The sequence below is a fragment of the Methanothrix thermoacetophila PT genome, from assembly GCF_000014945.1.
Lineage (GTDB): Archaea > Halobacteriota > Methanosarcinia > Methanotrichales > Methanotrichaceae > Methanothrix_B > Methanothrix_B thermoacetophila.
In genome coordinates this window covers 1,172,227-1,198,403 of the sequence record NC_008553.1, presented here as the reverse complement: position 1 = coordinate 1,198,403, position 26,177 = coordinate 1,172,227, and the positions used below count along the sequence as shown (strand labels likewise).

28 protein-coding genes are annotated in these 26,177 nt (G+C 54.0%); 13 read left to right on the top strand and 15 right to left on the bottom strand.

Annotated elements, in window-relative coordinates:
- Window positions 1–17: 17 nt before the first annotated feature.
- The 4 genes from MTHE_RS05780 (at window position 18) to MTHE_RS05765 (ending at window position 3,495) form a co-directional block, all read left to right on the top strand.
- Window positions 18–761 (top strand): response regulator, encoded by a 744-nt coding sequence (locus MTHE_RS05780; protein WP_011696285.1) that lies wholly within the window; start codon window positions 18–20, stop codon window positions 759–761.
- 225 nt (window positions 762–986) lie between these two features.
- Window positions 987–1,304, top strand: coding sequence for an ArsR/SmtB family transcription factor (locus tag MTHE_RS05775; RefSeq protein WP_175265852.1), 318 nt, complete (start codon window positions 987–989; stop codon window positions 1,302–1,304).
- The gene (locus MTHE_RS05770; RefSeq protein ID WP_011696283.1) at window positions 1,305–2,357 is read left to right on the top strand and encodes a permease; all 1,053 of its coding nucleotides are present in this window, start codon (window positions 1,305–1,307) and stop codon (window positions 2,355–2,357) included. It begins immediately after the preceding gene.
- 82 nt (window positions 2,358–2,439) lie between these two features.
- Window positions 2,440–3,495: a cytochrome c biogenesis protein gene (locus MTHE_RS05765; protein ID WP_232840829.1), complete on the top strand. Its 1,056-nt coding sequence runs from the start codon at window positions 2,440–2,442 to the stop codon at window positions 3,493–3,495.
- 874 nt (window positions 3,496–4,369) lie between these two features.
- Here MTHE_RS05765 and MTHE_RS05760 read toward each other — a convergent pair.
- The 11 genes from MTHE_RS05760 to MTHE_RS05710 all read right to left on the bottom strand — a co-directional run bounded on the left by MTHE_RS05760 (window position 4,370) and on the right by MTHE_RS05710 (window position 14,115).
- On the bottom strand, window positions 4,370–5,341 hold the full coding sequence (locus MTHE_RS05760) for a COG1361 family protein (RefSeq protein ID WP_011696281.1): 972 nt from the start codon (window positions 5,339–5,341) through the stop codon (window positions 4,370–4,372).
- A gap of 56 nt (window positions 5,342–5,397) precedes the next feature.
- Complete coding sequence (locus tag MTHE_RS05755) at window positions 5,398–6,216, bottom strand: metal ABC transporter permease (protein ID WP_175265851.1); 819 nt, start codon at window positions 6,214–6,216, stop codon at window positions 5,398–5,400.
- Complete coding sequence (locus MTHE_RS05750) at window positions 6,217–6,969, bottom strand: metal ABC transporter ATP-binding protein (protein ID WP_011696279.1); 753 nt, start codon at window positions 6,967–6,969, stop codon at window positions 6,217–6,219.
- Window positions 6,969–7,817 (bottom strand): metal ABC transporter substrate-binding protein, encoded by an 849-nt coding sequence (locus MTHE_RS05745; RefSeq protein ID WP_011696278.1) that lies wholly within the window; start codon window positions 7,815–7,817, stop codon window positions 6,969–6,971. Before MTHE_RS05745 ends, MTHE_RS05750 begins: the two co-directional genes overlap by 1 nt.
- A gap of 79 nt (window positions 7,818–7,896) precedes the next feature.
- On the bottom strand, window positions 7,897–8,346 hold the full coding sequence (locus tag MTHE_RS05740; RefSeq protein WP_011696277.1) for a 2-thiouracil desulfurase family protein: 450 nt from the start codon (window positions 8,344–8,346) through the stop codon (window positions 7,897–7,899).
- Window positions 8,307–8,729 (bottom strand): hypothetical protein, encoded by a 423-nt coding sequence (locus MTHE_RS05735; RefSeq protein ID WP_011696276.1) that lies wholly within the window; start codon window positions 8,727–8,729, stop codon window positions 8,307–8,309. Before MTHE_RS05735 ends, MTHE_RS05740 begins: the two co-directional genes overlap by 40 nt.
- 77 nt (window positions 8,730–8,806) lie before the next feature.
- A complete protein-coding gene (locus MTHE_RS05730; protein WP_011696275.1) occupies window positions 8,807–9,946 on the bottom strand; it encodes a formate--phosphoribosylaminoimidazolecarboxamide ligase family protein in 1,140 nt (379 codons plus the stop codon).
- A gap of 37 nt (window positions 9,947–9,983) precedes the next feature.
- Window positions 9,984–10,757 (bottom strand): formylmethanofuran dehydrogenase subunit C, encoded by a 774-nt coding sequence (locus tag MTHE_RS05725; protein WP_011696274.1) that lies wholly within the window; start codon window positions 10,755–10,757, stop codon window positions 9,984–9,986.
- Between the two features lies 1 nt (window position 10,758).
- On the bottom strand, window positions 10,759–12,459 hold the full coding sequence (locus MTHE_RS05720) for a formylmethanofuran dehydrogenase subunit A (RefSeq protein ID WP_011696273.1): 1,701 nt from the start codon (window positions 12,457–12,459) through the stop codon (window positions 10,759–10,761).
- On the bottom strand, window positions 12,449–13,747 hold the full coding sequence (locus MTHE_RS05715) for a formylmethanofuran dehydrogenase subunit B (RefSeq protein WP_175265849.1): 1,299 nt from the start codon (window positions 13,745–13,747) through the stop codon (window positions 12,449–12,451). The genes MTHE_RS05720 and MTHE_RS05715 overlap by 11 nt, the downstream gene beginning before the upstream one ends.
- The gene (locus MTHE_RS05710) at window positions 13,744–14,115 is read right to left on the bottom strand and encodes a molybdopterin dinucleotide binding domain-containing protein (RefSeq protein ID WP_011696271.1); all 372 of its coding nucleotides are present in this window, start codon (window positions 14,113–14,115) and stop codon (window positions 13,744–13,746) included. Before MTHE_RS05710 ends, MTHE_RS05715 begins: the two co-directional genes overlap by 4 nt.
- Window positions 14,116–14,424: 309 nt before the next feature.
- Between MTHE_RS05710 and MTHE_RS05705 the strand changes: the two genes are divergently transcribed.
- Window positions 14,425–14,637 carry a hypothetical protein gene (locus MTHE_RS05705; protein ID WP_011696270.1) on the top strand — a complete coding sequence of 71 codons (213 nt, stop codon included), beginning with the start codon at window positions 14,425–14,427 and terminating at the stop codon, window positions 14,635–14,637.
- A gap of 69 nt (window positions 14,638–14,706) precedes the next feature.
- Window positions 14,707–15,633, top strand: coding sequence for a thiamine-phosphate kinase (thiL, locus tag MTHE_RS05700; RefSeq protein WP_175265848.1), 927 nt, complete (start codon window positions 14,707–14,709; stop codon window positions 15,631–15,633).
- Window positions 15,634–15,747: 114 nt separating this feature from the next.
- Here the strand turns inward: thiL and moaC are convergent, their stop codons facing one another.
- Both moaC and MTHE_RS05690 read right to left on the bottom strand, forming a co-directional pair.
- The gene (gene moaC, locus MTHE_RS05695; protein WP_011696268.1) at window positions 15,748–16,197 is read right to left on the bottom strand and encodes a cyclic pyranopterin monophosphate synthase MoaC; all 450 of its coding nucleotides are present in this window, start codon (window positions 16,195–16,197) and stop codon (window positions 15,748–15,750) included.
- 49 nt (window positions 16,198–16,246) lie between these two features.
- Window positions 16,247–17,635 carry a bifunctional ADP-dependent NAD(P)H-hydrate dehydratase/NAD(P)H-hydrate epimerase gene (locus MTHE_RS05690; RefSeq protein ID WP_011696267.1) on the bottom strand — a complete coding sequence of 463 codons (1,389 nt, stop codon included), beginning with the start codon at window positions 17,633–17,635 and terminating at the stop codon, window positions 16,247–16,249.
- A 638-nt stretch (window positions 17,636–18,273) separates the two neighbouring features.
- Between MTHE_RS05690 and MTHE_RS05685 the strand changes: the two genes are divergently transcribed.
- Window positions 18,274–18,549, top strand: a complete 276-nt coding sequence (locus MTHE_RS05685) for a hypothetical protein (RefSeq protein ID WP_011696266.1) — start codon at window positions 18,274–18,276, stop codon at window positions 18,547–18,549.
- A gap of 140 nt (window positions 18,550–18,689) precedes the next feature.
- On the opposite strand, the gene MTHE_RS05680 is transcribed toward MTHE_RS05685, so the two are convergent.
- Complete coding sequence (locus MTHE_RS05680; protein WP_011696265.1) at window positions 18,690–19,544, bottom strand: DUF58 domain-containing protein; 855 nt, start codon at window positions 19,542–19,544, stop codon at window positions 18,690–18,692.
- 1 nt (window position 19,545) lies between these two features.
- Window positions 19,546–20,502 (bottom strand): AAA family ATPase, encoded by a 957-nt coding sequence (locus tag MTHE_RS05675; protein ID WP_011696264.1) that lies wholly within the window; start codon window positions 20,500–20,502, stop codon window positions 19,546–19,548.
- 248 nt (window positions 20,503–20,750) lie between these two features.
- On the opposite strand from MTHE_RS05675, the gene MTHE_RS05670 reads away from it, so the two are divergent.
- The 6 genes from MTHE_RS05670 to MTHE_RS05645 all read left to right on the top strand — a co-directional run bounded on the left by MTHE_RS05670 (window position 20,751) and on the right by MTHE_RS05645 (window position 26,140).
- A complete protein-coding gene (locus MTHE_RS05670) occupies window positions 20,751–21,056 on the top strand; it encodes a DUF2098 domain-containing protein (RefSeq protein ID WP_232840828.1) in 306 nt (101 codons plus the stop codon).
- Complete coding sequence (locus MTHE_RS05665) at window positions 21,028–22,149, top strand: DUF2117 domain-containing protein (protein WP_175265847.1); 1,122 nt, start codon at window positions 21,028–21,030, stop codon at window positions 22,147–22,149. Before MTHE_RS05670 ends, MTHE_RS05665 begins: the two co-directional genes overlap by 29 nt.
- 4 nt (window positions 22,150–22,153) lie before the next feature.
- Window positions 22,154–22,615, top strand: a complete 462-nt coding sequence (locus MTHE_RS05660) for an undecaprenyl-diphosphate phosphatase (protein WP_011696261.1) — start codon at window positions 22,154–22,156, stop codon at window positions 22,613–22,615.
- 69 nt (window positions 22,616–22,684) lie between these two features.
- Complete coding sequence (locus MTHE_RS05655; protein ID WP_175265846.1) at window positions 22,685–24,490, top strand: glycosyltransferase family 39 protein; 1,806 nt, start codon at window positions 22,685–22,687, stop codon at window positions 24,488–24,490.
- Between the two features lie 4 nt (window positions 24,491–24,494).
- Window positions 24,495–25,220: a DUF1616 domain-containing protein gene (locus MTHE_RS05650; protein ID WP_175265845.1), complete on the top strand. Its 726-nt coding sequence runs from the start codon at window positions 24,495–24,497 to the stop codon at window positions 25,218–25,220.
- A 26-nt stretch (window positions 25,221–25,246) separates the two neighbouring features.
- A complete protein-coding gene (locus tag MTHE_RS05645; protein WP_175265844.1) occupies window positions 25,247–26,140 on the top strand; it encodes a lysylphosphatidylglycerol synthase transmembrane domain-containing protein in 894 nt (297 codons plus the stop codon).
- Window positions 26,141–26,177 lie beyond the last annotated feature (37 nt).

The window sequence follows — 26,177 nt, the reverse complement described above, 5'->3', positions numbered from 1 at the left end:
AAATTTGGTGAGTTTCCATGGATAAGCTCCGGAGGGTTCTTCTGGTTGAGGATAACGATGCTCATGCTGTGCTCATCCAGAGGATATTTGAGGAGAACGGCTCGGCCTGGAGCGTATCGCGGGTCTCGACCCTCGCAGATGCTATGAGATTTCTTGATGAAAACCAGGACTCCCTGCCAGATATCGTCATTGCCGACTACAGGCTGCCGGACGGCACAGGTCTCGATCTTACGAGAGGCGCTGCTACTCCTGAGGATGTAGGCTTTCCTCTCATAATACTGACAGGCGTTGGATCTGAGAGGCTTGCTGTGCAGACAATGAAGTCTGGTGCCATGGATTATGTCGTGAAGAGCTCTGAAGATCTCCGTCAGCTCCCCTCCACTGCGAGCAGAATTCTGAATGAGTGGAGCACTCTGATGGAGAGAAGAAGAACTGAGATGGAGATCGCAAAGTGTGTCTCAGATCTTGAAGCCGATAAATTGAACCTCGATGAGTTCATGGACAGGATATCGCATGAGCTGGAAGAGGCGATCACCACCATAAAGGAGACAAACACCAGGATCAGGAAGAGGCTTAGCGATAACATCGATGAGGAGATACTCAACGATCTCTACAGAGTCGAGAGCGCTGCTGAGAGGGCTGGCATGCTCACCGACAAGCTCTTTGAGTACCTGCTGCCGCTGTACTTCGACAGCTCCCTCGTGAGGCTCTACATGCAGAACCTGGAGGAGCTGAAGAGCAGGAAGGAAGAACAAACGTAGATTAGGTCACCTGGATCAGAAGCGTTGTTTTGTGTCCGTATAACCGGCATTCGCATGTCTCACAGAACACGGATTTCATTCCAGCCCCATGTTTTACGGAGTCGCGATTTCTGACATACGGAACTGCATCATACCGGTCTGTGAGTGAGAACACCGGTCGTGTTGGTTGTTCATATATCGCCATATTTCGATAAACTTATATACAGCCCTCGCAAAGCCCCATCCATGCTCTCTGTTCCAAGGCTGGAGATGCAGGTCCGCATATTCGGCGCGCTCGCCGACCCGATCCGAATAAAAATCCTCCTGCTCCTCTCTGATGGGGAGAGGTGCGTGTGCGAGATACTCCCTGCATTTGAGAGATCCCAGTCAACGATATCGAAGCACCTGAGCATTCTCTACAATGCAGGGCTTCTCGATCGCAGGATCGAGGGAAACAGGACGATCTACAGCATAAAGAACAGACGGGTCGTAGAGCTTCTCGAGACCGCAGATGCGATAGCTATTGCACATCTTTCCAGTCTCGTGGAGTCCGAAGGTGATTGATTGCAGGATATCATTTACGCAGCTCTGAGCGCGGGTCTTGAGAGCCTTCTCGAGTACCTCTCGGCGCATGTGCTTACATGTCTGATTCCGGCGTTCTTCATAGCTGGAGCTATATCCGCGCTCTTGAAGAAGGAAATAATCCTGAAGTACTTCGGCGCAGACGCTTCTAAATGGGTTTGCTATCCGGTCGCGGCGATATCGGGCACTGTGCTCGCAGTCTGCAGCTGTACGATACTCCCGATGTTCGCAGGAATAGAGCGGAAGGGCGCCGGCATAGGCCCTGCCATCGCATTTCTCTTCTCCGGCCCGGCCATCAACCTGATGGCGATCGTTCTGACCGCCAGGGTTCTGGGTCTGGATATAGGGATTGCAAGAGCAATCGCAGCTGTAACAATGGCAGTGCTCATAGGGCTCGTGATGTCATTTGTGTTTCCAGGAGAGAGAAGAAGCTCCTCCAGAAATCCCAGCCCAAAGGACGGCTCTGTGAGCAGGACCACTCTGCTCTTTATAGGAGTGCTCATCGCCATACTTCTCGTAGCCACATCGAGCGCGATAGTTGCAGTGCCGAAGATCGCGATACTCTCAGCGCTGATACTTATCGCGGCATACATTATGTGGAGGTACTACACGCCTCTGGAGAGACGCACATTCCTCGGCGAGACCTGGTGGCTCGCGAAGAGGATATTCCCGCTGCTTCTCGCGGGCACGTTCGTGGTGGGTGTGATCGGATACTTCCTGCCCATGGATCTGATAAAGATGATCATGGGGTCGAACAGCTTTATATCGTGCCTAACAGCCTCCCTCATAGGCGCCGTGCTCTACATGCCAACACTGCTCGAGGTCCCCATAGTCGGGACGCTCTTCGGTTACAGCTCAGGCGTCACAGCCCCGGGTCCCGCGCTGGCGCTTCTCCTCGCCGGCCCATCCCTGAGCCTCCCGAACATGATTGTGATTGCGAGGGTCATAGGTCCCAGAAAGGCCGGAGTGTATATCGCGCTGGTGGTGATGATCTCGACGCTCATCGGCATGATCTATGGAGCTCTGGTCTCCTAATGTGAGAATCTGCAGCAAATTAACAGGGTAACAGAACATGCACTCCCGCAGATCTGCAGCAGATAACACCATTCGTAATGCTTTGAGGACGCTTGTTCCAGCCCTCGCTCTCTTCCTCTTCGTGTATCCAGCAGCATGCGAGGACGTTTTGATACTGACAGCCCCTGGATGCGCCAAATGCGCCGCTGCCCACAGTGTGCTGGAGGATGTGCTCTCCAGTTACGAGGATGTGCACATCCAGGAGCACACATACACCAGTGAGGAAGGGAGAAAGATCATAAAAGAGTTCAGAGTCAAAGACATCCCATCGATAATAATCGACGGCTCTGTTATAGGGTACAGAGATTATGATGGAAATGAGAGCAGGCTGAGGGAGCTGATAATATCTGCTCTCGAAGGCAGAATTCGTACAAACGCTTCTTCCGAGATGCCATACCCATCGGAGCTCTTTGAGAGCATCACGTTATCCACAGCGCTTACGGTCCTGATCGCCGGCCTTCTTGCGGGGTTCAACCCTTGCCTTCTAGCAATACTCGCATTCCTTGCGACGACAGTTCTATCGAGCACAGGTCGCAGAAGGGATATGCTCTCGATGATCATCTTCTTCTCCCTGGGCATACTCTCTGTGTACCTCATAGTCGGCATGGGTCTCTTCAGGGTGATGCAGAACACCGATACTGCATCGATGCTCAGGCTGGTGCTGAGCATGCTTCTGATCCTGCTCGGGATGCTGCAGCTTGAGGATGCGAGGCGTCTGGGCTCCAGTGGGCGCTCTCTCTTCAGGACTGACTGGATACTGAGTTACTTCCAGGCCGCGGCAGGTGCTCAGAGCCTCGCAGCATATTTCCTGCTCGGAATGCTGTTCTCGATGGTCAAGGCCCCATGCGTCGGTGCGGTTTACGTGGCGATCATCACCATGATCTACACAAAGGGCTACGCATCATCAGCGATCGCATACCTCTTTCTGTACAACCTCGGCGTGGTTCTTCCCGTGATGCTGCTGGGTGGAGCCATCGCCCTCGGCATGCAGCCTGAGAGCGTCGAGCGTTTCAGGCACGAGCATCGCGTCGCGATCCGGATCATCACCGGATTGACGCTCATCGCACTGGCGCCGCTGATATACTTGGAGATAATATGAATCCCGATGAACCTGAACGATTGATATAAATCCTGCATCGACTATATCATCTCCAATATTTGTTACCCGAGTATACCGAAAACTTTATATTCGACTCTAGACTAAGTATTAAACGGCAAAAGTCGAATTTGTTACCCTCTTCTCATTGCTACTCCCTTCTACACCCTCCCGACTTTTGCCACCCCCTTAGTTTTCGTTGTGAAGCAGTTCCACCTGTAACCCAGCGCCACGATCTGGTAGCAGGATGCTGCGCTTGCGCAGCATCATTGAGACCAACAGCATTGACCCCGCAGGAGTTATGAGATACTGTGCCGGGATATTTCGAGATTCTAGCAAAACATTTGGTGATTTGAGCCCACGACATGATGCAGCAGCGATTATCTTCGAACCCTGAGCTCATTCCCGTTCAGATAAAACAGAAGGATTGATGTTACACTCTCAGAATGTGTCCGAATAGGATTAGGTGTTTGCTCTTGTGTGTTATTGTATGAGAACCAATGCGAGTAGGATGGAACGGAGCATCCTGGTTGTATAGATTACATGAACTCAACAACTTAGAGGAAATGTAGTCTGGTTGTTGGAAGCACTCATTCATTCTCCAAGAACGCATGCTGGGGCCATTGTCTTTCCAGATCGTATGGATAAGAGCGTAGTGTTTATGATGTGCAGAAGAGGGGAAGATCCGGATCTCTGGCCACAGCTCTCGTCCGGACAGGCCCCTCAGAACTGAGAATATCATTAATCAGTATGCTGCGTTTCATGAAGCAAGTCCTTATCCGTATGAGATACGTGCCCTCAGAATTGTAAATATCATTAATCAGTATGCTGCAGCCATTATATGTCTAAACTGTGGATCACAGGTAGGACCTTGTGCTCACCTGCGACGTCTCCTTGCGGCCCTGAGGCCAGATCTTCTTCGTATGCCACCGGTGCGCATCAGATACTGCGCTGCGATGATAATCAGCGATAGGAGTGCAGCAGCTGCGATCCATGTAATTGGAGAGCGGCCTCTAGAGACGCTCACAGGGAACGTCAGACGCTCCACACCATCATCATGGTTAACCACGCACGAGAGCCAGTACTGATCGATGCTGGCATTCATCTCCACATCTGACCGTACCCATATCAGCACTGGCTCGCCTGGCATCAGCTCTCCAACCCATACAGGCTGCGAGGACTGAATGGGACTGGATGCGATCAGCCTCAGGGTGCAGTTCCTCAGCAGCCATGGAGATTGATTTTTGATGACGATCCCGAGACTTCTGTTTGAGCCTGCCTGTAACACACCATCAGTATGAAGCACTGTGATGCGATCGCTCCTGCGAACCTCCAGAGGTATCTGCCTGCTCGCATTTCCCGGAACGTACAGCTGCACCGGCGTTCCCTTTGAAATCTTAGCATCCATCTGATGCTCATATGTGACATTCACATTCAGCACACAGCTCGATGCATTGAAATCCACCGCAACAGGAAACTCAAGAACAGCATGGCTTCCGGCCTGGAGCAGAGGCACGCTCCTCCTCTGAATGGCTGGTCTCAGAGCTCCATCAGAAGATACCTCCACAACCACATTCAGGGCATCCGCGGCCTTCATCTCCTCCCCCATCTCCTTCTCCGGATCCTCAGAGCCGGAGAATCCTGTGGGGATGAGCGCATTGAGCCTGCCATCGTTTGCCACAATGAGTCTTAGGATGGCGGGCTTTCCGGCATCAATAAAGGGATTCACAGCTGAGATCTGTATATCAGGGGAGCCAGCAGCCTTGTAGGAATCATCCGCAAAGAGCATGAACTCCTGGCATGTCACACATTGTATGAGAACCAATGCGAGCAGGATGAAACGGAGCATCCTGGTTGTATAGATTACATGAACTTATAAAGTTGATTCACACATGCCACTGATGCTCATACGGATGCATTTCTCTGTGATACAGCAGTGCTTGCAAAGAATGCAGCAGCTGCTATGAGTATTACCGTCGCCCCCGATGGGAGATCAAAAGCATAGGATACCAGAAGGCCGGCGGTCGCAAATATCATGCCCAGTATAACCGAGAGAGCAATAATCAGTTTCAGATTGCATAGGTGCTGTCTGCTTATGGCAGCCGGTATTGTGAGCATGGCTATCACCATTATTATCCCCACGATCTTTATCAGCATGACAACAGTGAATGCCACCATGCACAGGAGCAGCATCTTCAGCCTGCCCACCGGCAGGCCCAGCGCCTCCCCATAATGCGGATCGAATGAGAGTATCAGAAACTCTTTATAAAGCGCGAGTGCCAGCACTGTTATTATCACTGTCAATACGATCATTATCTTCACATCGATCCAGGATACTGCGAGTATATTTCCGAAGAGGTAGTCGAATAGATCTCTGGAGTAGCCGGTGCTCATGCTCATCAGGAGAACACCAAGCGCCATCCCCATCGCAAGGAATACTCCAATCGCGGTGTCCTCTGAGACCTTAAACCTGCTCACAGCGCCGATGCCCGCTGCGGCTAGAACAGCTGCTACCAGAGCGAGGAAGAAGGGATCGATCCCCAGCAGATATCCCAGGCCAATGCCTCCGAAGGCAGCGTGTGCGACACCATCACCAATGAATACAATCCTGTTCAAAACCACATACACTCCAACAACCCCGCAGAGAATGGAGAGCATCAGCCCTGCGACCAGAGCGGTCTTCATGAACTCATACTGCATCATCTCTCCTATCAGGTCGTTCATCTACCTGTGCTCCCTCAAGACCCTGTGCGGAATCCCATGCGCGATTATATCTACTATTGGGCATCCGTATGCCTGGACGAGATCCTCCTCTGTGAGCTCCTTTGATCCATGGTAGTAAAGCCTCTGGTTCAGACATGCGACCTTCTCGACGTGAGCTGATATGGCGGAGAGATCGTGAGATACCATTATTATGGCCATTCTGCTGTTCAGATCTTTTAAGAGATCGTAGAACTCCCTCTGCTGTGTTATATCCACGCCAGCTGTCGGCTCATCGAGCAGGAGCAGTTTCGGATCGGATACGATCGCCCTGGCGACGAAGACCCTCTGCTGCTCGCCTCCTGAGAGAGCTCCGATCTCACGGTCAGCCAGGCCTAACATGCCGACGGCATCGAGCGCCCTCTTCGCGGCCTCGATATCCTCATTTCTGTATCGCTTGAGAATGCCCACGCGCGGGTATCTTCCCATGAGAACGATATCCAGTACTCTCACAGGAAACCTCTGATCGAAGATGCTGTGCTGCGGAAGATATCCGATAAGAGGCCTTGCAGCAACTGGGTCCCTGCCGAAGACCCTGACCCGCCCGGAGGTGGGCTTCACAAGCCCGAGGATCGCCTTCAGAAGCGTCGATTTGCCGCCTCCATTCGGCCCTATCAGGCCAAGAAAATCCCTCTCCCCCACCTCCAGCCAGACGTCCTCGAGCACGATCCTGCCATCTAGCCTGACCGTGAGACCCTCAATAGAGACAGCTGACATCATGCTCCAATAGATTCCGCTATGGTATCTCCCACAGCTCTCATATTATTTATATAATTACCTGCCAGTGGATCGATCTCCACGACCTCACATCCTGCCTCTGATGCGATCACCTCTGCCATCTTGGGATTGAACTCAGGCTCGACGAGTATCGCTTTTATGTTGTTATCCCTCACGGTTTTTATTATGTAGGCGATGCGCCTCGGCCCGGGCTCCCTCTCGCCCTCCTCTATCGCAACCTGCACCAGACCGTAATCCCTAGCGAGGTAGCTCCATGCAGGATGATCCACGACGAAGATGCGCCCCTTCGCGCTGGAAAGTATGTTCTTCAGATATTCGTCGAGGCCTTTGAGCTCATTTATGTACGCATCTCTGTTGCTTTCGTAGATCTCCCTGCCATCGGGATCCACCTCGATCAGTGCCCGGCAGATGTTCTCGACCTGGATCATGGCACAGCGGGGCGAGAGCCAGATGTGGGGGTCTGGGGTGCCGTTCAGATATATCAGCTCGATCCCCTCTGAGCTATCAACGACCTTAAGTCCCTCTGAGGAGAATCTGTCCAGCCACAGCTCCAGACCGGCGCCGTTCTTCACATAAAGATCTGAGTTCTCTATATGCTTCATCTGCACCGGCGTGGGCTCGAATGTATGCGGATCAGCCCCGGGTGGGAGCAGCACCATCACATCAACGCGATCCCCACCGACCGCCTTGACAAACTCTCCCAGCGGCGATATCGTGGCGACCACGAGAAGCTTATCACCACCATCCACGCGAGGCTGCTCGATGCAGCCGGAGAGGATAAGTGAAGCCGCCAGCACCAGAGCCAGACATAAACCGATTGAGCGCATGCTTAATGCCCCATAATTCAAACGCCCTCGAAGATATATAACGGCCCACCGGATGATTTGTCGAGATCCTCCCGCCCGCTCAATCCTCGCGGCTGCGCGCCTCGTGCCACTCCACATCGATTCCTCTCTCGCTCATGGCGCGCCTCAGCTCCTCCATGAAGATGCCCATGCCGCGGATCTCCTCATGCTCTGACTCCCGCACCCTGCCTCCCTGATAGCCGGTGGTCGTGGTGAACACGCCACAGCTCGGGCTTCCTGCAACCCCCACGATCGCTATCCTGTAACGCCTGGAGAGCATCTCCATTGCATCCAGCGAGGATAACATCAGCTCCCTGCAGAACCGCCTGTACTCTGGCACATCAAGCTGGTTCCTCGTCACAGCCCACCTATCCAGACCCATGTAGATCACCTCAGGGCAGGGAAGCTGTATGAATGGGCCTCTGTGACAGAGCTCGGGCTGCCTGAGCCCCCTGACCCTGACGAGCGGGTTCAGGAGACAGTGTGAAACGACGTAGACGTATCCTTCCATCTCTTGAACTTCATGTACTGATAGAAGCGTATCCCCTCGAGCTCATCGTAAAATACCAGGTTCTCTGAGAGCTCCCCGACCCGGATCTTGATGGTATTGGTGTGAAACTCGTCGACGTATTCGATATCGGTTATGCGATCGAGCGGTATGCTCTGCACGCTGTCCCAGAGTATGCCGGCTCTCACAAAGTGCAGGTTTTTATCTGTGACGATCACCCAGCTCGATATCCTCACATCGCCGCCGAGCCTCGCCAGGGCCAGCGTGTTCCTGTCGCAGTGCCGCTCCAGCAGCGCCGGGTACACGAGCTGGACGTTCTCCCCCTCCTTTGCGAGCTTATCCAGTGTGCGTCTGAGCTTCCGCGAATGCTCTCCGGATCCGGGCATGGTATTCACCTGCAACTCGTCCCCGATTGGCGTGTTCCCTGCGCTTCGACTAGACATCAAGGATTTCATGGATCGAATCAGGTCACTATCTTCCTGAGTGAATCACTCTCTATCGCAAGCCTCACCTCTTTAGCCAGTCTCCTTCCAGTAGACATGTTCGTCCGCCAGAGCGCGTTTCCATACGGATGCCCCACGGCCATGTGTATGTTTGTTCCTCCGCCTATGCGGGGCGCCACATCGTAGATGTAGAAGTTCAGGTCCTTGTCAACGCAGGTCTGGAGACAGAACGGGCCGATTATTCCAGGAGGATAGTATTCCTTCGTCGCTGCAACATATTTCTCAGCGAGATCAAAAGCCTTCTCCAGCAAAGACTCTCTCAGCGTCGCGGAGTTGTGGCCGCAGACTGTGTACTCAGGGTTTATCTGCTTCTCGTTCAGCCTGAGCTGCTGTGGTGCCGGAAGCCTCACATGCCCATCAAGGCTCGTCTCAAACCTCCAGTCGATCCCGAGAAGCTCGATGCGATCCCTGAGAGGCGAGTAGAAGAAGTCCAGGTTGAACACCGGGCCTATTATGTACCTCTCGATCCTGGCGAGCTCGAGGCCATCGCTGTCTATGACCCCCTGGCGGAGAAGAAGCTCCGACTTCTCGTAGTATTCCTCTGCGGATGCCGCTGTGAAGAAACCCCTTTCAAGCGTCTTGACGGCATGTGGCAGCTTTACTATGACAAGACAGTCGATCTCATCCGGCTCTATCTGTTCCGGGTATGGCAGGCCTGCCTTCTCCAGGAGCCAGTAGTAGTCCATCTTGTCGCCCCGCTCCTCCGATCTCAGGAGATTCCTGCTGCCCACGAGCGGGACCTCGAACTCGTCCTCCACCGAATCTATTCCGCAGTAAGATGTGAATGACCTGTTGGGAACAAAAAGGACGTTCTTTCTGAGAAGCATATCCTGCTGGTCGAGGATATCCTTGAACCTCTTTAAGACCACCACTTCATCTATCATTCCCGTGATTATCCTTCCGTCCGGTGCCCGTTCCGCCCGGAAGTACTTTACATAGGTCCTCTCCCGCCCCTCCTGGCAGACAGCCAGGGTTCTGAAGCCCTCCTCCACAGCGCCATCAGCGACATCGAGGGCGGAATGAGATGCGATCATGCCTATTCTCACATCATCCATCTCATATCCGTCCAGAATCTCATAGATCCTGCTGCGATCGATCAACTCGACACCTCAAAGCTGTATATGCTGACATGATTTATTATTTACCGATCTGGCCAGAAGCAATATAGAGCTCACCTTTGCCATTTTCAACCAGATCTCCGACATATTTTTTGTAAGTCATATCACCCAGCTCCACGATATCCTCATATGCGAAGCTGGGAAGCACGCGTGCGCTCCCTGCGGTTATGCTGCCCTTGACCATTTCAGCCCCGGGGAGGTTAGCATGTCCATGTATGCGGATTATGCCACCCTGATTCGCGCACCCCGGGAAGTCGCCAGCATCTCCCATGACCTCGATCGTCCCGCCACAGAGATGCTCGCCAAGGAATGCACCTGCATTCCCCTTTATAATTATCTCCCCGCCGCGCATGCCGCATCGCTCACCGCGGTAGCCGGCGCCAGCGTAGTTGCCCGCGTTCCCATCGACCTCGATCCTGCCTCCGCGCATCTCCCTCCCGAGCCAGTCACCTGCATCTCCTTTTATACGCAGAACTCCGCCGCGCATGCTGTTTCCCGCGTGCATTCCAGCGTCACCGATGATCTCCATAACTCCGGCAGACATGCCCTCACCGAGACGCTTGACCTTTGAGAGATCGCCCTCTACGACGACTCTCGTGTTCTCCGGCTTGTCCGGGTCAGTATCGCCTGAGATCAAAAAGATATCCGAAAGCCGCAATCTCCTGTTGCCCTGCCATACCTCGATCTCAGAAATCTCCCTGATGCTGAGACCTGCAAGAACATCCGGAGATATCCTCTCCGCCTCCACCGGCACGCCATGGTACTGCGGAAGCTTTATGGTGATGGTGCGCATCTCAGATCACCTCTTTCAGAGGCTGCATTCCAGCATTCACCACAACCGGATTCGGTACATACGCGTCCTGCACCATGTAGTTCGACATCCTTATGCTGTAGTACCTCTCGAACTTCTCTTTGAGAGAAGACAGCATGCGATCCATATCGCTCTCAGGAACAGCGGCATCCACCCAGTATGTCCTTCCCTGTGGCGCTGCGACTATCTCGCCGTCCCTTACTACAACAGCACCGCCCTTTATCGTGTACTTCGCCCTGGACATGCCTGCCTTCACCACTGCATGATCCTTCGACGGGTCGATCTCATCTGGTCTGATGTTGTATATCGATACATCTCCATCAGCGCCGATGCCAAGATGCCCCTTGTCCTCCAGGCCAAGAATTCTCGCAGGTGCAGCTCTCGTCATTATCACGATCTCTGACCAATCCATCTCTCTCTCAATCGATGGTAGGGTGCTTCTTGATCTCACCACCTCGTGCAGCGTCTTCATCTCCTCCTCGCGCTTCTCCCTGCTCATCAGCAGCGATATTATCTCAGGGTAGTTGACGAACGGCCCGCCGTTCGGATGGTCTGTTGTCATGACCACCTTCCAAGGATCTTTTGTGAGAAGCGCTAGCTCCAGCCCTATCGCCCACTGGACCGCGTTGACAGGCATCTTTCTCGTGTAAACCCACGGCACCACACCGCTGGACTCCTCTAGCTCTATATCGTGGTTCGACCATTTCTGGTGCCCGATCCTGGCGTTCGCATACTCCAGCGGCGCATCAGCGGTCATTGTTGTGGCAGGGCCGAATATTATCTGGCCGAGATCCATCGTAGCATGATTTGTTTGGTTGAAGTACTCCGCTATCGCAGATGCCTTCGACTCGAAGTCCTTCCAGCCTGTGCCGCCATACGCTGAGAACTGCATGTGCGCGACATGCACAACCTGCCGCATCCTGCTCGGCTTTATGTCCTTCAGCAGCTCAAGGGTCTCGATCGCTGTGGTGTAATTCCCAGGCCTGCCCAGATTGTTGAAGTGCAGGTGTATCGAGTGTGGAAGTCTGAGACGCTCGTTGACCTCTGCAAGCGCTCGTATAATCTGTGCTGGAGTTACATCGAAGTGCGGCACCGGATCGTGCACGCTCTTCACGTTCGATCCGAAACCCCATGCCTCGCCGCCGCCCGGATTCACGATCTTAACGCCGTATCCGCGCGCGGCCCTCAAGCCCCACGCAACGTATGCAGCGAGCATATCCATATCGTTCTCGCGCACGCACTCCATCACGGTCCAGTTGCTTCCGAAGAGCGTAAGGGCGCCCTTGTCAACGATTGGGATCTCCTCCAGCTCCTCATGCGTGTGGCGGGCCTCTATTATCGGCGTCGCGGCCTCGAACGCGGTGGTGTATCCAAGCCTGGCGTACCTGTAGCCTATGGCGTAGCAGTTAGGCACCGTATATCCCGTCGACGGCCTGCAGACCCTCGTCCTCGGCTCAGTTCCCATCCTGGAGTCGTCGGGGCGCATTATCCTTCCAGTGTTCAGCTTCGGCCCTGCGATATGCGAGTGCGCATCCACACCGCCAGGCATAACCAGAAGACCTCTGGCATCAATCACCTCCCCGCCGGCGTCCTCAGCTATCCGGCCGTTCTCTATGCATATATCCATCTCCTCGCCGAAGATCCCGTTGGCAGGATCGTAGACGATGCCCCCTTTAATTATCATCTCTGAGCCTCCTGACATTATCGAGAATCGCCTGGAGTATTTCCACATCTCCCGGGTATTCCACATCAACAAGCTTTCTCAGCCGGAGCGAGAGGCCATCCATCCTGTAGGCAGTCCCCTCGACCTCGATGCCTGCGATCGCGCTTGGTATCACAACATCCGCGAATAGCGTCGTCGGATTCTCGAATGGATCTATCTGTATCACCGGCATCTCCGCGAGAGCCTCGACGCAGCCCCTGGGCAGGTTCGATGCCGGATCTGAGGCTATGATCAGGGCTGCATCGACATCACGCCTGCTCAGGAGATCGCAGCACGATGTCTCTCCGGGATTGTAGTATGGCGCACCACGGGCGTAATCAACAGCCATTGGATACCCGGAGGACCACGCCAGTACCTGTCCTGCGCCGGTGACGTTGTAGTGCCCCCTCATAGCCATTATCACGAACTTCGTGTGGCTGTTGAGCTCCGACACCAGGGAAAGAGCATTGTCGACGTTCTTGTATCTGCCCCTGCTGTGTGTCAACCCAAGACCGAAGAATATCGCGCCGAACTTCGCGCTCTTCATCATCTCCGCGATCTCGATGAGCTCTTTTTTGGAGACGCCCGCTACATCCTCCGGCAGAGAATCTGCCTTTCCTCCGATGATCATGCGCAGCGCGGATATTATCTCGTAGTCCGTCCCCGGCTGGATTCTCAGAAATCTGTCAGCGTTCCTGGCGGTTCTCGTCTCCCTCACATCAACGACCAGAACCTTTCTGCCCTTTCTCCCATCAGGTGTGAACCTGCCGCATGCATTTGATGAGTATCTGAGCGTGTGCCTTGGATGCGCCTCTGATGGGTTGCACCCCCAGAATACTATCAGATCTGCGCGGTTCTTTATCTGGCCAAGAGTGGAGCCAACGGCTCCCTTCTCCTCAATTCCTATGATCGATGGGCCGTGACATACAGTCGCTGTGGTATCGACAACCCCGCCGATCTCCTCCGCTAAGAGAATTCCCTTCTTCAGAGCCTCGCATGTGGTGGAGGCCCATCCGTAGAGGAGTGGATGTCTGGCGTTGATCAGAATCTCGGCCGCCCTTCTGTATGCCTCCTCGTAGCTAATCTCCTTCAGCTCTCCGTTCACGCGTATCATGGGCGATTTTATCCTGTTATGCCCCATGATCTTCGAGGAGCCCAGCCTGCACGCCCCACGGACCTTCTCTATCCTGCCTTCATCCACCTCGACCTTTATATCATCACAGAGGCAGCCGCAGAAGGTGCAGAGCACATCTTCGATCTGCAATCTCATCGACCTCTCAACATCAATTCGCGGATATCCAACACCTTCTCATCTGTGGGTGTGACCTCCACCTCCACACCCTTGAATCCGGGCATCCCGCAGCCCTTTGTATCTGTGCCTGTCAGCATGTTCGCCCACGGCCCCATGGGTATGAAAACCATGCCCTGTGGCAGTCCCCTGTCCACACCAGCCCTCAGCACCGCACTTCCATGTGGGCTGGTCAGAAGCAGATTCATACCATCTGAGAGCCCCAGTGCCCTGTAGTCCTCCTCAGAGAGATAACAGCATGAGACCTCGTTGATGTACAGTGGAGACATCTTATCCTCGCAGCCAGCTCCCTGCGCGAGGGTCCTTCCGGAGATCATGACAGCCTTCAAACCGGATCACCCGCATGTTAACCGATACACAATACTCATCTAAAAAGTGAGCGGTTTGGATGCTTACCAGATCGGATCCAGAATCAAGCATTCATCTGGATGTGAAGAACGAGAACAGGACTGCCAGTGCTTGAGCGTGACCCATTCTCAAGTCCCGGAGATCCGCAGCTTCTGGCCTGCAGCATCGAACCGTCGAGGCAGCAGATTCAAGTTGCACCGTTCAGCTGTTGTTGGACCACCAACAGCACGAGTCTCCTGCCAGCAAAGTGTAATAACCAAGCGATCACATAATGCACTCAGGAATGACACATGGAGAGAAAGGAACATCTGATCGAGGTCTGCCCTGTATGCGGGAGCTCTGATATCTACTACGAGGCAGGCGGTTACGCTGGAAAGCTCTACCACTGCAAGAGGTGCGGCTACATCGGCGCGCTTGTTGTGGAGGCAGACAGCGCGATGATTGAGGCGATAAGATCAGAGTACGAGAAGGGGGCTGCGAGCAGAGATGCCGGAAGGGATTGAGGCAGGTCATCTCTAAAGATGATCATCAGGAGTCTCGAAACTGAAGGATTTGTGTGGGGAATTTCTGGCATGAGATTCTCTGACATCGGGGAGCGCTCACTGATATCTAAAATAACGGAGGTGCTTGGCGGGCTGGAGCATGACGACTGCGCGGTCGTCGAACTTGATGGCGATTATCTTGTGGTAACCACAGACATGCTCCACAGAGAGACCGATTTTCCGGACCAGGCCACACCGTGGCAGATCGGCTGGATGAGCGCTGCTGTCAACCTTAGCGACATCGCGGCGATGGGCGCAGAGCCACTCGGAGTTCTGATCGCATCTGGAATACCGCCTGAAACAGATCTCGAGTTCGTAGAAGAGATATTCGAGGGAATCAGGGACTGTGTGAAGGCGCATGGCACAGAGGTGCTCGGGGGCGATACAGACGCACACAGAGAGCTCACGATATGTGGCACCGCTCTCGGGAGAGTATCTCGAGAGAGAATCCTGAGGAGAAGGGGCGCGCGACCAGGGGATCTGCTATGCACCACAGGCTCTCTCGGCGGTGCCGGGGCTGGACTGAAGGCGCTGAAGATCGGCAGGATCGATCTCGCGCGCCGGCTTCTGGAGCCGTGCCCCAGGGTGAGGGAGGGCATCGCTCTCGCAGGGACAGGAGCCGTGACAGCGATGATGGATAACAGCGACGGGCTCGCACTCTCACTCCACGATCTAGCCGAGGCTGGAGGCACGGGGTTCTTGGTTGAATGCGAGCGCATACCCATCGCAGAGGAGGTCAGAGCGATCGCCGAGAGCGATGATGAGGCTCTGGAGATGGTTCTCAGGGCGGGAGGCGACTTCGAGCTTCTCCTCACTGTCAGAGAGGATATGATCGATGATGCGAGAAAAGCCTGCGAGCTCACTGTGATAGGTCGTGCTGTGGAAACTGGCATCTGGCTCGAGAGGGATGGCAGCAGGATTCCCATATCCAGAAGAGGATATGAGCACGGCTCGTAGGATGTGGAATCTGACATTGGCGCATTCGCATCACCGAAGCCCTCACGCTGGCCGGACGGACTGAAAGATGCTAGGTTGACACAGCAAATGCATCAGATCATGAACGGCTTTTGCTCACAGATCCTTTACCTTCTCCTCGACTCGTATGTATTCGATCGATGTATCTGGATAGCATCCATGCTCATCCTTCTCCAGGGATTTGACCATATCCCATATTGTTAGAAGGGCCACAGATGCGCCTGTGAGCGCCTCCATCTCGACTCCTGTCCTGCCGACAGATGTCACCTTCACCTTAACGCGAACCGCTGAATCCTCCAGGGAAACCTCAGTATCGACCCCTGTGATAGGGATGTTATGACACATAGGTATCAGGCGCGGGGTCTCCTTCACGGCATTTATCGCGGATATCCTGGCTGTCGTGAGGACATCTCCCTTGCTCACCCTCCCAGACACAATAGCCTCGATCGTGCTGCGTCTGAGCTTTATCAGACCGGATGCTGTTGCGGTTCTCCTGACAGGAGGCTTGTCGGTGATGTCAACCATGCCATTGTTGTCTCTTATCATATAATACCTCCAGACGTGGAGATTGCAGACTTCTGTATTCGAGCTGGATTCAGACCATCATCGCCTCGGGAATCTTGTCGATCAGATCCGTGGCCACCATCCCAAAATCCCTCTCGCGGTAGACGAGATCCCCGGCCCTGCCGTTGACGAATGCAGCAGCTGCAGCCGCCCTCAAGGCATCCGCACGCGCATAAAACGCCCCTGTTATGCCTGCAAGAACATCCCCCGTCCCTCCGACAGTCATACCCGGGTTTCCTGTGGTGTTCCCCCTCACGATCTCCCCATCCGTGATTATATCCATCCTTCCCTTGAGAAGAACGACAAGCCCCATCTCCCGGGCGAACCTCTTCACAATCTCAATCCGCTCCTTCCCCTTCGGGAGATCCAGCCCGCTTATGCGCCTGAACTCTCCGGCATGCGGCGTCACTATCCCCTTCAGCGGCATATCCGGCTGTAGCGCGTCGGCATCTATCACGACCCTATCGCAAAGCGGGAGTATCTGCGATACCGCTTTCAGCGTCTCCTCGTCCCTTCCCAGACCCATGCCGATGACGACCACATCATGTCTCGGTATCAGGCCCTTCAGGATATCAATGTCAGCCATGCACAATCGGTCTGATGTCAGAGGCCTGACGATCATGTTCGGCGAGAACGAGGAGATCGTATCAGCGGCGCTCTTCGGAGCCGCGACTGTGACTATGTCCGCGCCCGCGCGGAGGGCGGCCATCGCAGAGAGCGCTGGGGCGCCCGTGTACGGCCCGCCGCCTATCACCAGTATCCTTCCGCTGTCGCCCTTGTGGCTCTCAGGCCCCCTTCTCCCCAGAAGCTTCAGATCACCGGGGCCGACGAGGAACTCGGCCATTCTCGGTATGCCGATACTCACGACCCTGAAATCGCCCCTCATCCCGATCTTCGGGCGGTGGAATGTCACCGTGATATCCGGGGAGACCTCTTTTCCGGTGCCCATTCCGCTCGGCACGTCGACCGATACGATATGCTTTCCGCAGGAATTAATGAGATCTATGATATCCCCCTCAAGGCCTTTTATCGGGCCGCGAACACCTGTGCCGAAGAGGGCGTCGACGACAACATCGTATCCGCTGAGATCTATCTCACTCACATCCTTGATCTCCCTCAGATCGAACTCGAGGCGCCTGAGCACATCCCAGTTTCTCCTGGCCTCCTCTGTGGATATATCCCTCGCGCGCCCTATGAGGAATACAGTCACATCGAGATCGTCGAGGTGGCGTGCAGCCACAAAAGCGTCGCCGCCGTTGTTCCCCCTGCCGGCGATTATGGCGATTCTCCTTCCACCGATTGCCCTGATCTCATTCGCAAGCGCTGCTCCCGCATTCTCCATGAGCTGGAGCGTGGATATACCGAGATACGCGCAGTTCGCATCTATCGCGCCCATCTCCTCAGCTGAAATATAGCGCATGCATCGTCATTAGCGGCGATGCTGTTAAGGATATCGTTATGGCCATGTCTGAAAAATGATACTATGTTCGGACCACCGAGCCGTCTGTATGAGATATCTGCCAGATACTGGCGTACACAGCAAACACCAGGTGAATCCCACATGTCACATGCTGCTGATCTCAGTGATACGGGCCGCATTTGGGCAATACACAAACGCTCATATGTGGGTAGCAACTTGTAGGGCCATGCGATGTGGTTGGTGATGACCACATTCATTCGACACGAACGCATAGCATGACCACTGCTCCTTCGGGCAAGTCATCAAATAGATAAGAGCGTACACAAAAAATAGAATGCCTGAAGCTCTACACAGTGGTTCGCGCTTTATGTCGCCCCAGAATTGGGTCTGTCCAAATAAAGGCCATGTGTTTGAATCGTGAGCCTTGAAGATATGCTCATCAAATAGACTCCCTCCTTATCCGGACACGTCCAATTCTGGACACATGTCTGGATAAGAGCTGTGGCCAGAAATCTGGATATTCCTCTCTTCTACACATCATAAACACCTAATCTTTATTCGGACAGGTCCCCAGAAATCATCGCAAGGTTTTTTAAACCATACCTTTCATACATGTATGTTACTTGGGGGTGATACACATGGATCGGTTTCTGGGGATTGTCGAAAATGGCAGATTGAATATCATGATGCCGCGGGAGCACTGCTGCACCGTGAAGCTGACTCAGATAGTGAAACCTGCAGTCTCCGCAGAGGAGCTTGCTGCATCACATGAGCTAGATCTGAGCCAGTATGAGGGATGTGCGATAATGGTGACAGGTGAGCTGCCGGAGAAGAGAGGCTGGATCTTCGAGGCGAAGATAATAGACACAGCAGGGCCGATACTGACAGAGGTCGTGAGGAGTCTGTTCTGCTGATACTTCAGTAAAGGAGAGCACTGGGGCATACAGGGCTCGCATGCATTCTCGATGCGAGCAGCATCTTTTTTGAGCAAGAAACCGCTGAAGCAGAAACAGAGTGCGATTTTTGGGTGCGTTCAGATGCTTACTACCGCTCCTCAGACCTTAAGCACTCCGGCTCTCAGTATCTCTGAGAATGCATCGAAGACCTGCATCTCCGAATCGAATAGAAACCGACTCGACCCCACAGAATCGCAGACCTCTGATATCCTGGAGTTGTGCGCCTCGAGCCTGGATCTGTAATCGTCTCTGAGCCTCTGGCTCACCCTTGTTATGAGAGATTCTCCGCTCTCCATATCGATGAACCTCGCATCTCCGGCTATTCCGAGATCGCGCTCCTCATGCGAGAGTATCTGCACAACGATGAGATCATGGCGTGACAATCTGTAGATCGCGGTCTCCACCTTATCGAGATCGTCCAGCATATCTGATATGAGAACAACAAGGCTGGTCGTCGAGATCATCCTGTCGAACTGGTCTGATGCCTTCAGTATATCCGTGCCGCCAGATGGCTTGGTGCCGTCCAGGAGATCTATCACCTTCAGGAGGTTTCCGACACCCCTCACAGGCTCCCCCGCCCTGAGCTCCTCTGCGAAGGTGGAGACTGAGAACTTCTCGTTCTCCTGTGCTGCAATGAACGCAAAGCCTGCAGCGATTTCCGATGCAAGCTCGAACTTTCTGTTGAAGCGCATGCTGCCGCTCGAGTCAAGGAGGATGTGAACCAGAAGACTCCGCTCCTCCTCATGCTCCCTGACATAGAGCCGTTCCGTCCTTGCATACACCTTCCAGTCGACGAGCTTGAAGTCATCCCCCTTCCTGTACTCGCGGTATCCGACAGGGCTTATCCCGTGGCCGAACCGTATGGACCTTCTGGACCCAATATGTGCTGTGGATACCCTCTTTTTGACCAGCAAACTGAAACGCTCAAGCTCCTCGAAGAACTCCGTGTCCATATCAGATTTTCAACTCTTTCAGTATGTCGGTGATCACCTGGTCCTGGGTCAGGCCCCGCCGCTCAGCCTCGAATGTCAGTATGAGCCTGTGCCTCAGGATAGGATACGCCATGACATGGAGATCCTCCCTGGAGACGTAGTTCCTGCCGTCGAGCAGAGCTCTTGATTTGGCTGCGAGGACGAGACCTATGCTGGCTCTCGGGCTGGCCCCGTATCTCACCCCATTCCAGTTTCTTGTAGAAACCACGAGCTGCACTGCAGCCTTTCTGAGATCCTCGGAGATCGGCACCTCCCTCGCTATCTGCTGCAGCCCCAGGATCTCCTCCTTGCTCGCAACGCTCTGAACCCTTGGCTCCACCCGTCCAGTGTATCGCTCCATGATCTGGAACTCCTCCTCGGGCGATGGGTAATCAAGCTTTATCTTCATGAGGAACCTGTCGAGCTGCGCCTCTGGAAGCGGGAACGTACCCTCCATCTCTATCGGGTTCTGCGTTGCCAGGACGAAGAACGGATCGTCGAGCCTGTAGGTCCTGTTCCCAACAGTTACCTGCTTCTCCTGCATCGACTCGAGCATCGCAGACTGCGTCTTTGGCGAGGCTCTGTTTATCTCATCCGCCAGGACTATGTTTGCGAATATCGGCCCGGGCTCGAACCTGAACCTCTTCTCCCCGTCGACCTCCTCGATGATCGTGGTCCCTGTGATGTCAGCCGGCATCAGATCAGGTGTGCACTGTATCCGGCTGAAGCTCAGGCTCATGGTCTTCGCTGTGGTCTTTATCAGCAGGGTCTTCCCAAGGCCCGGGTTGGACTCAAGAAGCGCATGCCCTCCCGCGATTATGGAGGCGAGAAGCTGCTCTATAGCCACCCTCTGCCCGACCATGACCTTCTCGATCTCCCCACGTATCCCCCTGAATATTGCAGGCGCCCTCGCATAAATGCTACTCAGATCCTCTGACATCTATCTCTCCAGCCCCAGCTCAAATCGGATACATACAATTTAATCTTTTGGAAGCCCGTTGCCCCCAGGCGATCACAGGAAACAGTAGTTTTAGAGAGCTCTGTTGGCTGTATCATGTCCCGCATCATCTATGCTTGATCAGTCAGACTTTTACAACGAAACCGCTCAGCTGCTCCCACAGATTCTGAACCAATCAGAGAGCTTTATCAAAATCGCAAGGCTTAAACCAGAGAGACACGAAGAATATCATGAGTCTTCCGGCTTGCATGGTGATGGTGATGGAGATAAAGGAAGGATCCCTGGTCAGGTACAACGGTACTGGGACTGTGGGGGTCGTAAAGCTCATAAAAGAGGAGGACGGGGAGACCTGGGCGCTTCTGGATTCCACAGATCTCTACTACCTCACATCCTACCTGGAGCCCATAGAGAAGGTCCCTGAGCGCAAGGAGCTCAGCGGCATGTCTCTTGAGGATCTCACGGAGAGGATGAAGGAGGAGAAAGAGCTGATGGAACGTGCCAGGCTCCATGATGAGAACCTCGAGTGCGGTGGATGAGCGCAGGCTCTTGATAGGCGTTGTAATTCATGGCCCTGAGGTAGTGGATACTGGGTTTGCTCTTCAGGCCCTGGAGTGGCTTGAGGAGCGTGGTGATGTGGTGGCAGTCCTCGGCGGTACCATGGGCAGGGTTGCGGTCATCGACGCCGGGCTTGAGAGAAGGATAGATATCAGCAGGCGCAGGTCCCCCAGCCAGTCTGTGCACGACCTCCAGCACTCGGATCTCACAGTTCTCCTGAACCATGCGAAGAGCAGGGAGACGGGGCTTGTTTTTGGAGCGATCGTGGCTGCAAGGGCAAGGCCCGCGAATCCCCTAGTTCAGGTGGACTCCGGCGGTCGCTTCGTCGCAGCCCTTGCGAATCTCTCTGAGAAAAGCGATGCCATCGCAAAAGGCCTTGCATCACATTTCGGTTTTGATATTCTGGACGCCTGCATGCCTTATGACAATCTGCGCCAGGAAGGCGATGTTATCGTGAGAAGGATGAGCGGGGTCCTGCCGGGAGAGAGGATCTCCGTCAACGGCACGGTTATCGGCACTGCCACGGATGCACATGTCGAGATCATGGCCCGTGACGGAAGGATTGTCGGCGGGAGAGGGATCAATCTCAAGAGGCACGGTCTGGAGAAGCTCCCCTATGTCGATCTGAGATCCGCGATACTTAGAAGTGGGTCTGTGCGGAGAACCGCAGGGATGCTGAAACCAAGGATTTCCTCTGTCAAAACGAGCAGGAACGGCAGGTTCGCGATCATAGATCATGCTGCAGAGGAATCATTCGAGCATGCATCAGATGCATCATTTGTAATAACTATAGGAGACGATACAACTGCCATCGCCGGAGATGTTCTCTCCAGGCTTGGGATACCGGTGCTGGGGATAGTCGATGGCGATCTCGACTGCATCTGCAACGGGCTTGTCATGCCGGAGGGGAGCGTGGTCGTCAGGGTTAGAGAGGGGAACGATGACATAATCGGAAGGGCCATAAAAGCGATATCGGAAAAGCACAGACCGTCAAGCCTGAATGAGGCGCTGGATATGGTGAGAGAGGTGGCTGGAGAGCGCATCGTCTCCGTCATCCGATGCAACGGCAGATGATGAGATGCGCCACAAAAAGATCCTCCGGCTCGCTTTCGGTCTGCTGATAGGCTGTCCGCTCATAATCACAAGACCGATGCTCAGGCTGCGCGGCTCGTCCACCGGAGACAGAGAGGCGATCATCACGAAGGAGATGGCCATCCTGGGACTGGCCCAGAGCTTCTCGATACTTCCCGGAGTCACGAGATTCGGCACAACACTCACAGTTCATCTTATGCGTGGAGTGAATTTGTATGATGCTCTTCTGATATCATTCATCATAAGTGTGTCCGCGGTCCTCGGCGCGATCGCGCTCGACTGCTTCACAGGATCTGTCTCGATTCAACCGCTGCCCGGAGCAGCGATAATGATATCTTCGTTCATCACCGGGTATGCGACGGTGGATGTGCTTACGAGATTTGCGAGGGATGTCAGCTTCTCGTGGCTCTGCATTGCAATCGGGATGATCACGCTGGCAGCGCGATGATATGACGATCGGAATCAGTTTTATTAAGTATGTGCAAAGGATTCAAATGATGAGATGTGTCGGAGGAGCATGAGAGAGCATCTTGACAGGCGCAATCATGCACTTGAGATCATGCTTTTTCTCGGAGGTCTCTTGGGGCTCGCCCTGAGCAGGATTGACATACTGGCCGTGATCCTTTTCGCAGCTTGCTACTCGATTCTGATATACCGCACCTGGCTGACAGAAAGTCCGGCGGGCCTTGCCCTCTGCAGCATTCAGTCATCACTTGTGCTGGCATTCCGCTTCGAGTATCTCACATGGGGCGACCCATGGTTCGAGTACTCGATGATACTCAAAATTATGAAGAGCGGACTTCTCACTCCTGCATACTATCCCGACCAGCAGCCTGCGCTTCACGCTCTGATCGCGGCCGCGTCGACGTACATGCACACCGAAGCCATGCCACTCCAGAAGTTTTTGGTTCCCTCATTCAGCGCAGCTGGCATCATATCCCTGTATCTCCTCGCAAGGGATTTCTTCGATGACAGGATCGCCATAACCTCTGGCCTGCTCCTCTCAGTTGGCACCGCATACATACACTGGATATCCCAGGCTGCAACTGAATCTCTCGGCATCCCCATAGCGCTGATCGCTTTCTACATCTCATACAGAGCTCTTGGGAGCACACGATACCTTCCGGTTGCTCTTATCACCATAAGTTCTCTCGCGCTCACACATCATTTGACGGCAATGATCTTCGTTGTCTGGATCAACTCATTCACCATTGCGTACCTGCTGTTCGTTTCTGAAAACCATAAAGACGCCCTCAGGGCTCTTATCCTCTCGCTCTTTGCATTAGCTGTTCCACTCATGTGGTGGAGCATTAGACTGCCAAGCATCTACAGACTTGTGATTGGCACAGCAGACAGGCTCATTCCAGCTGCAATCCCGGGAGATCCTGTTGCTGTGATATTCATTATCATAATCTCGATCTATGTATCGCTCAGCCTTTTGGAAGATCGTATCGTATACATTAGATCACATGCACACCGCCTTCAGCACCTCGCTGCGCCTGTGTATTATGGATTGATTGCATTTACAGCAATCGGCGCAGCCTTTGCTCTGAACTTTCTTCTTGGAAGATCCTTCTTCGTGCTGAGCTATCCGCTGTCATTCTATACGAACGGCCTTATGATGATCGTCCTTGCGCTTATCGGCCTGAGGGGCTTTATGAATACAAGGGGCATGCCGTTCCTGGCGTGGGCTGGCGGTGTAGCTGTGCTCTTTCTGGGCAGCATACTGAAGCTGTACTATTTTGAGGATCCTCTAAGGTTCATAGAGTTCATATATCCATCGCTTGCGGTTATCGGAGCTTATGGCTTTGTATATCTGATCCAGAGGTCGAATGCAAAAGCTGGAGCCACCGCCATGGCTCTGATGTGTCTTTTCAGCCTGGTTGTGGCGTTCCCATCAACCGTTTTCTGGGGACAGGAGTTCCCACAGAGCGATCCAAGGTATGACGCCAGGGCATCTATAATATACCATCCGGAGACGGAGATCATGGCGCTCGACTATCTGAGAGGCAGGGCGGAGGGCATGTTGCATACAGACAGATATGTTGGATACGCCTCGCTCCAGCTGGAAAACATCACATCAGATCTCTCAATAGATCTGCTGGAGCGGAAAAGCACCTCTGCGCGCGAGAAGCTGGATCCAGACAGGTTCTCAGGCGGCATCGACTTTGTTCTGGTTCGCGAGAGGATGATGCGATACGCTGAATTCGGTGAGTGGCTGCTCAAGGAGAAAATGCCGCTTAGACAGGATGAGATCGAGAAGCTCGAGAGGAAGACGTCCAGGATATACGATAATGGAGAGGCCTGGATTTACATGGGATAATGCTATGGATTTGAAAGAGATTCCCCTGGATGCGATTCTGACATTTATACTGCTGTTAATCGGAGACGCAGGCGCATACCTTGGGGTCCCGTTGATCGCATTTCCGGTCATCCTGCTCCTGCCAGGCTATGCGCTCTCGGTGGCTCTGTTCCCGCACAGGGACGACCTCAATCCAATCGAGCGCCTGGTGATGAGCATCGGGCTGAACGTATCACTGGTTTGCATGCTTGCCGTGGGTATTGATTTCCTGGGCATGCGCCTCTGGTATGCGCCGCTCCTAGTCGCTCTCACTGCCGCAACTGCTGCCTTCGTGATCGTGTCCATCCTGCAGAGGCGCGGAGGGGTTCACTCCAATTTGAAACTCCTGGAGCTCAGGATAAGCATCAAGCGGACAGTTCCGATCCTGCTTTTAGTTATGGCGATCGTGATCGCTCTGAGCATGGAGCAGGAGAGGCCTGTCGAGCTATATCTCACAGACCAGAACGGAGATGTGCCCACAACATCAGATGTGATGGTCGTTGTGGCTAACCACGCTGGCAACGTCAGCTACAGACTGGATATAATCGGCGACGAACGCACTCTGAGCAGCCACCAGTTCACGCTCGATGGAGAATCGATCTGGTCGATGAACCTCAGCTCTGAGGAGATTAGAAACACATCCAGGGTGGAGATCATGCTCTCCAAGGGAGGCGATCCGATCCGGCGGGTTCATCTCCTGACGAAACCCTGAAACACATGATCTGCATACATGACGTGATGATATTCAGAAAGACTCTCCGGCTCGCGTTTGGCCTGCTTCTGGTAGCTGTACTGCTCCACAGGCTCGGACCGTCCGAGGTCGCGCAAACGATCATCTCAGCAAGGCCTGTGTATGTTCTCATGGCAGCCTCGGTCTACGCCCTCACGTTTCTTATTCTATCAACAAGATGGAGGATGATCCTTCACGATATGGGCGGAAATATACCACTGGTATCAGCGTACCAGGCATTCGCGGGCGGGATGATCCTCTCCGACATCACCCCAGCCAGGATCGGGGAGCTCTCTCGGCCTCTTCTTGTTAGGGACAGGATCGAGATGAGCAGAGCTCTCGCATCGGTCGTCCTCGACAGGCTCTCGGATATCCTCACGATGTTCATCCTAGGAGCCTGTGGGCTGGGCCTGTTCTTTGGGGAAGAAATGATAGAAATCCCGCTGGTGCTCGCGATCGTGGCCCTGACCTCTGTGGTGATCTGGCGGAGAAGAACAGAGATCGCCGATAGACTGAGAGGCTCGGACCGCCTGGCGCCGCTCGCCCGATCGTTCGATGCCCTCAGCGCGATAAACGACATCAGGCTCGTCATGATCAGATCTGTTCTCCTGACCACAATCGCCTGGATCACACATGCGCTGAGGGTGTACATCCTCGCGAGCTCCGTCGACCAGACGCCATCGCTTCAGATGTTGTTTCTTCTGCTGCCGCTCGTCAGCGCTCTATCTCTAATACCAGTAAGCATCTCAGGCATTGGTCTGGTCGAGGGCGGCATGGCAGCGCTCCTCGCCTCCCAGGGGATCCCCGCATCAACTGGCCTCTCGATAGCTTTCCTGGACCGGATGGTGACAGTTGCATTCCACATCATCGCAGGCGGGCGGGCTGCTTCCAGAATTATATGAGAAATATTTATATGAATTGAAATGATCGCCTTAATTG

Excerpts from the sequence above, each read along its gene's own strand:
- MTHE_RS05780 (WP_011696285.1), top strand. The coding sequence starts at position 18 with ATGGATAAGCTCCGGAGGGTTCTTCTGGTTGAGGATAACGATGCTCAT.
- MTHE_RS05775 (WP_175265852.1), top strand. The coding sequence starts at position 987 with ATGCTCTCTGTTCCAAGGCTGGAGATGCAGGTCCGCATATTCGGCGCG.
- MTHE_RS05760 (WP_011696281.1), bottom strand. The coding sequence starts at position 5,341 with ATGCTCCGTTTCATCCTGCTCGCATTGGTTCTCATACAATGTGTGACA.
- MTHE_RS05755 (WP_175265851.1), bottom strand. The coding sequence starts at position 6,216 with ATGAACGACCTGATAGGAGAGATGATGCAGTATGAGTTCATGAAGACC.
- MTHE_RS05750 (WP_011696279.1), bottom strand. The coding sequence starts at position 6,969 with ATGTCAGCTGTCTCTATTGAGGGTCTCACGGTCAGGCTAGATGGCAGG.
- MTHE_RS05745 (WP_011696278.1), bottom strand. The coding sequence starts at position 7,817 with ATGCGCTCAATCGGTTTATGTCTGGCTCTGGTGCTGGCGGCTTCACTT.
- MTHE_RS05740 (WP_011696277.1), bottom strand. The coding sequence starts at position 8,346 with ATGGAAGGATACGTCTACGTCGTTTCACACTGTCTCCTGAACCCGCTC.
- MTHE_RS05735 (WP_011696276.1), bottom strand. The coding sequence starts at position 8,729 with ATGCCCGGATCCGGAGAGCATTCGCGGAAGCTCAGACGCACACTGGAT.
- MTHE_RS05725 (WP_011696274.1), bottom strand. The coding sequence starts at position 10,757 with ATGCGCACCATCACCATAAAGCTTCCGCAGTACCATGGCGTGCCGGTG.
- MTHE_RS05720 (WP_011696273.1), bottom strand. The coding sequence starts at position 12,459 with ATGATAATTAAAGGGGGCATCGTCTACGATCCTGCCAACGGGATCTTC.
- MTHE_RS05715 (WP_175265849.1), bottom strand. The coding sequence starts at position 13,747 with ATGAGATTGCAGATCGAAGATGTGCTCTGCACCTTCTGCGGCTGCCTC.
- MTHE_RS05705 (WP_011696270.1), top strand. The coding sequence starts at position 14,425 with ATGGAGAGAAAGGAACATCTGATCGAGGTCTGCCCTGTATGCGGGAGC.
- thiL (WP_175265848.1), top strand. The coding sequence starts at position 14,707 with ATGAGATTCTCTGACATCGGGGAGCGCTCACTGATATCTAAAATAACG.
- moaC (WP_011696268.1), bottom strand. The coding sequence starts at position 16,197 with ATGATAAGAGACAACAATGGCATGGTTGACATCACCGACAAGCCTCCT.
- MTHE_RS05690 (WP_011696267.1), bottom strand. The coding sequence starts at position 17,635 with ATGCGCTATATTTCAGCTGAGGAGATGGGCGCGATAGATGCGAACTGC.
- MTHE_RS05685 (WP_011696266.1), top strand. The coding sequence starts at position 18,274 with ATGGATCGGTTTCTGGGGATTGTCGAAAATGGCAGATTGAATATCATG.
- MTHE_RS05680 (WP_011696265.1), bottom strand. The coding sequence starts at position 19,544 with ATGGACACGGAGTTCTTCGAGGAGCTTGAGCGTTTCAGTTTGCTGGTC.
- MTHE_RS05675 (WP_011696264.1), bottom strand. The coding sequence starts at position 20,502 with ATGTCAGAGGATCTGAGTAGCATTTATGCGAGGGCGCCTGCAATATTC.
- MTHE_RS05670 (WP_232840828.1), top strand. The coding sequence starts at position 20,751 with ATGAGTCTTCCGGCTTGCATGGTGATGGTGATGGAGATAAAGGAAGGA.
- MTHE_RS05665 (WP_175265847.1), top strand. The coding sequence starts at position 21,028 with ATGATGAGAACCTCGAGTGCGGTGGATGAGCGCAGGCTCTTGATAGGC.
- MTHE_RS05660 (WP_011696261.1), top strand. The coding sequence starts at position 22,154 with ATGCGCCACAAAAAGATCCTCCGGCTCGCTTTCGGTCTGCTGATAGGC.
- MTHE_RS05655 (WP_175265846.1), top strand. The coding sequence starts at position 22,685 with ATGAGAGAGCATCTTGACAGGCGCAATCATGCACTTGAGATCATGCTT.
- MTHE_RS05650 (WP_175265845.1), top strand. The coding sequence starts at position 24,495 with ATGGATTTGAAAGAGATTCCCCTGGATGCGATTCTGACATTTATACTG.
- MTHE_RS05645 (WP_175265844.1), top strand. The coding sequence starts at position 25,247 with ATGATATTCAGAAAGACTCTCCGGCTCGCGTTTGGCCTGCTTCTGGTA.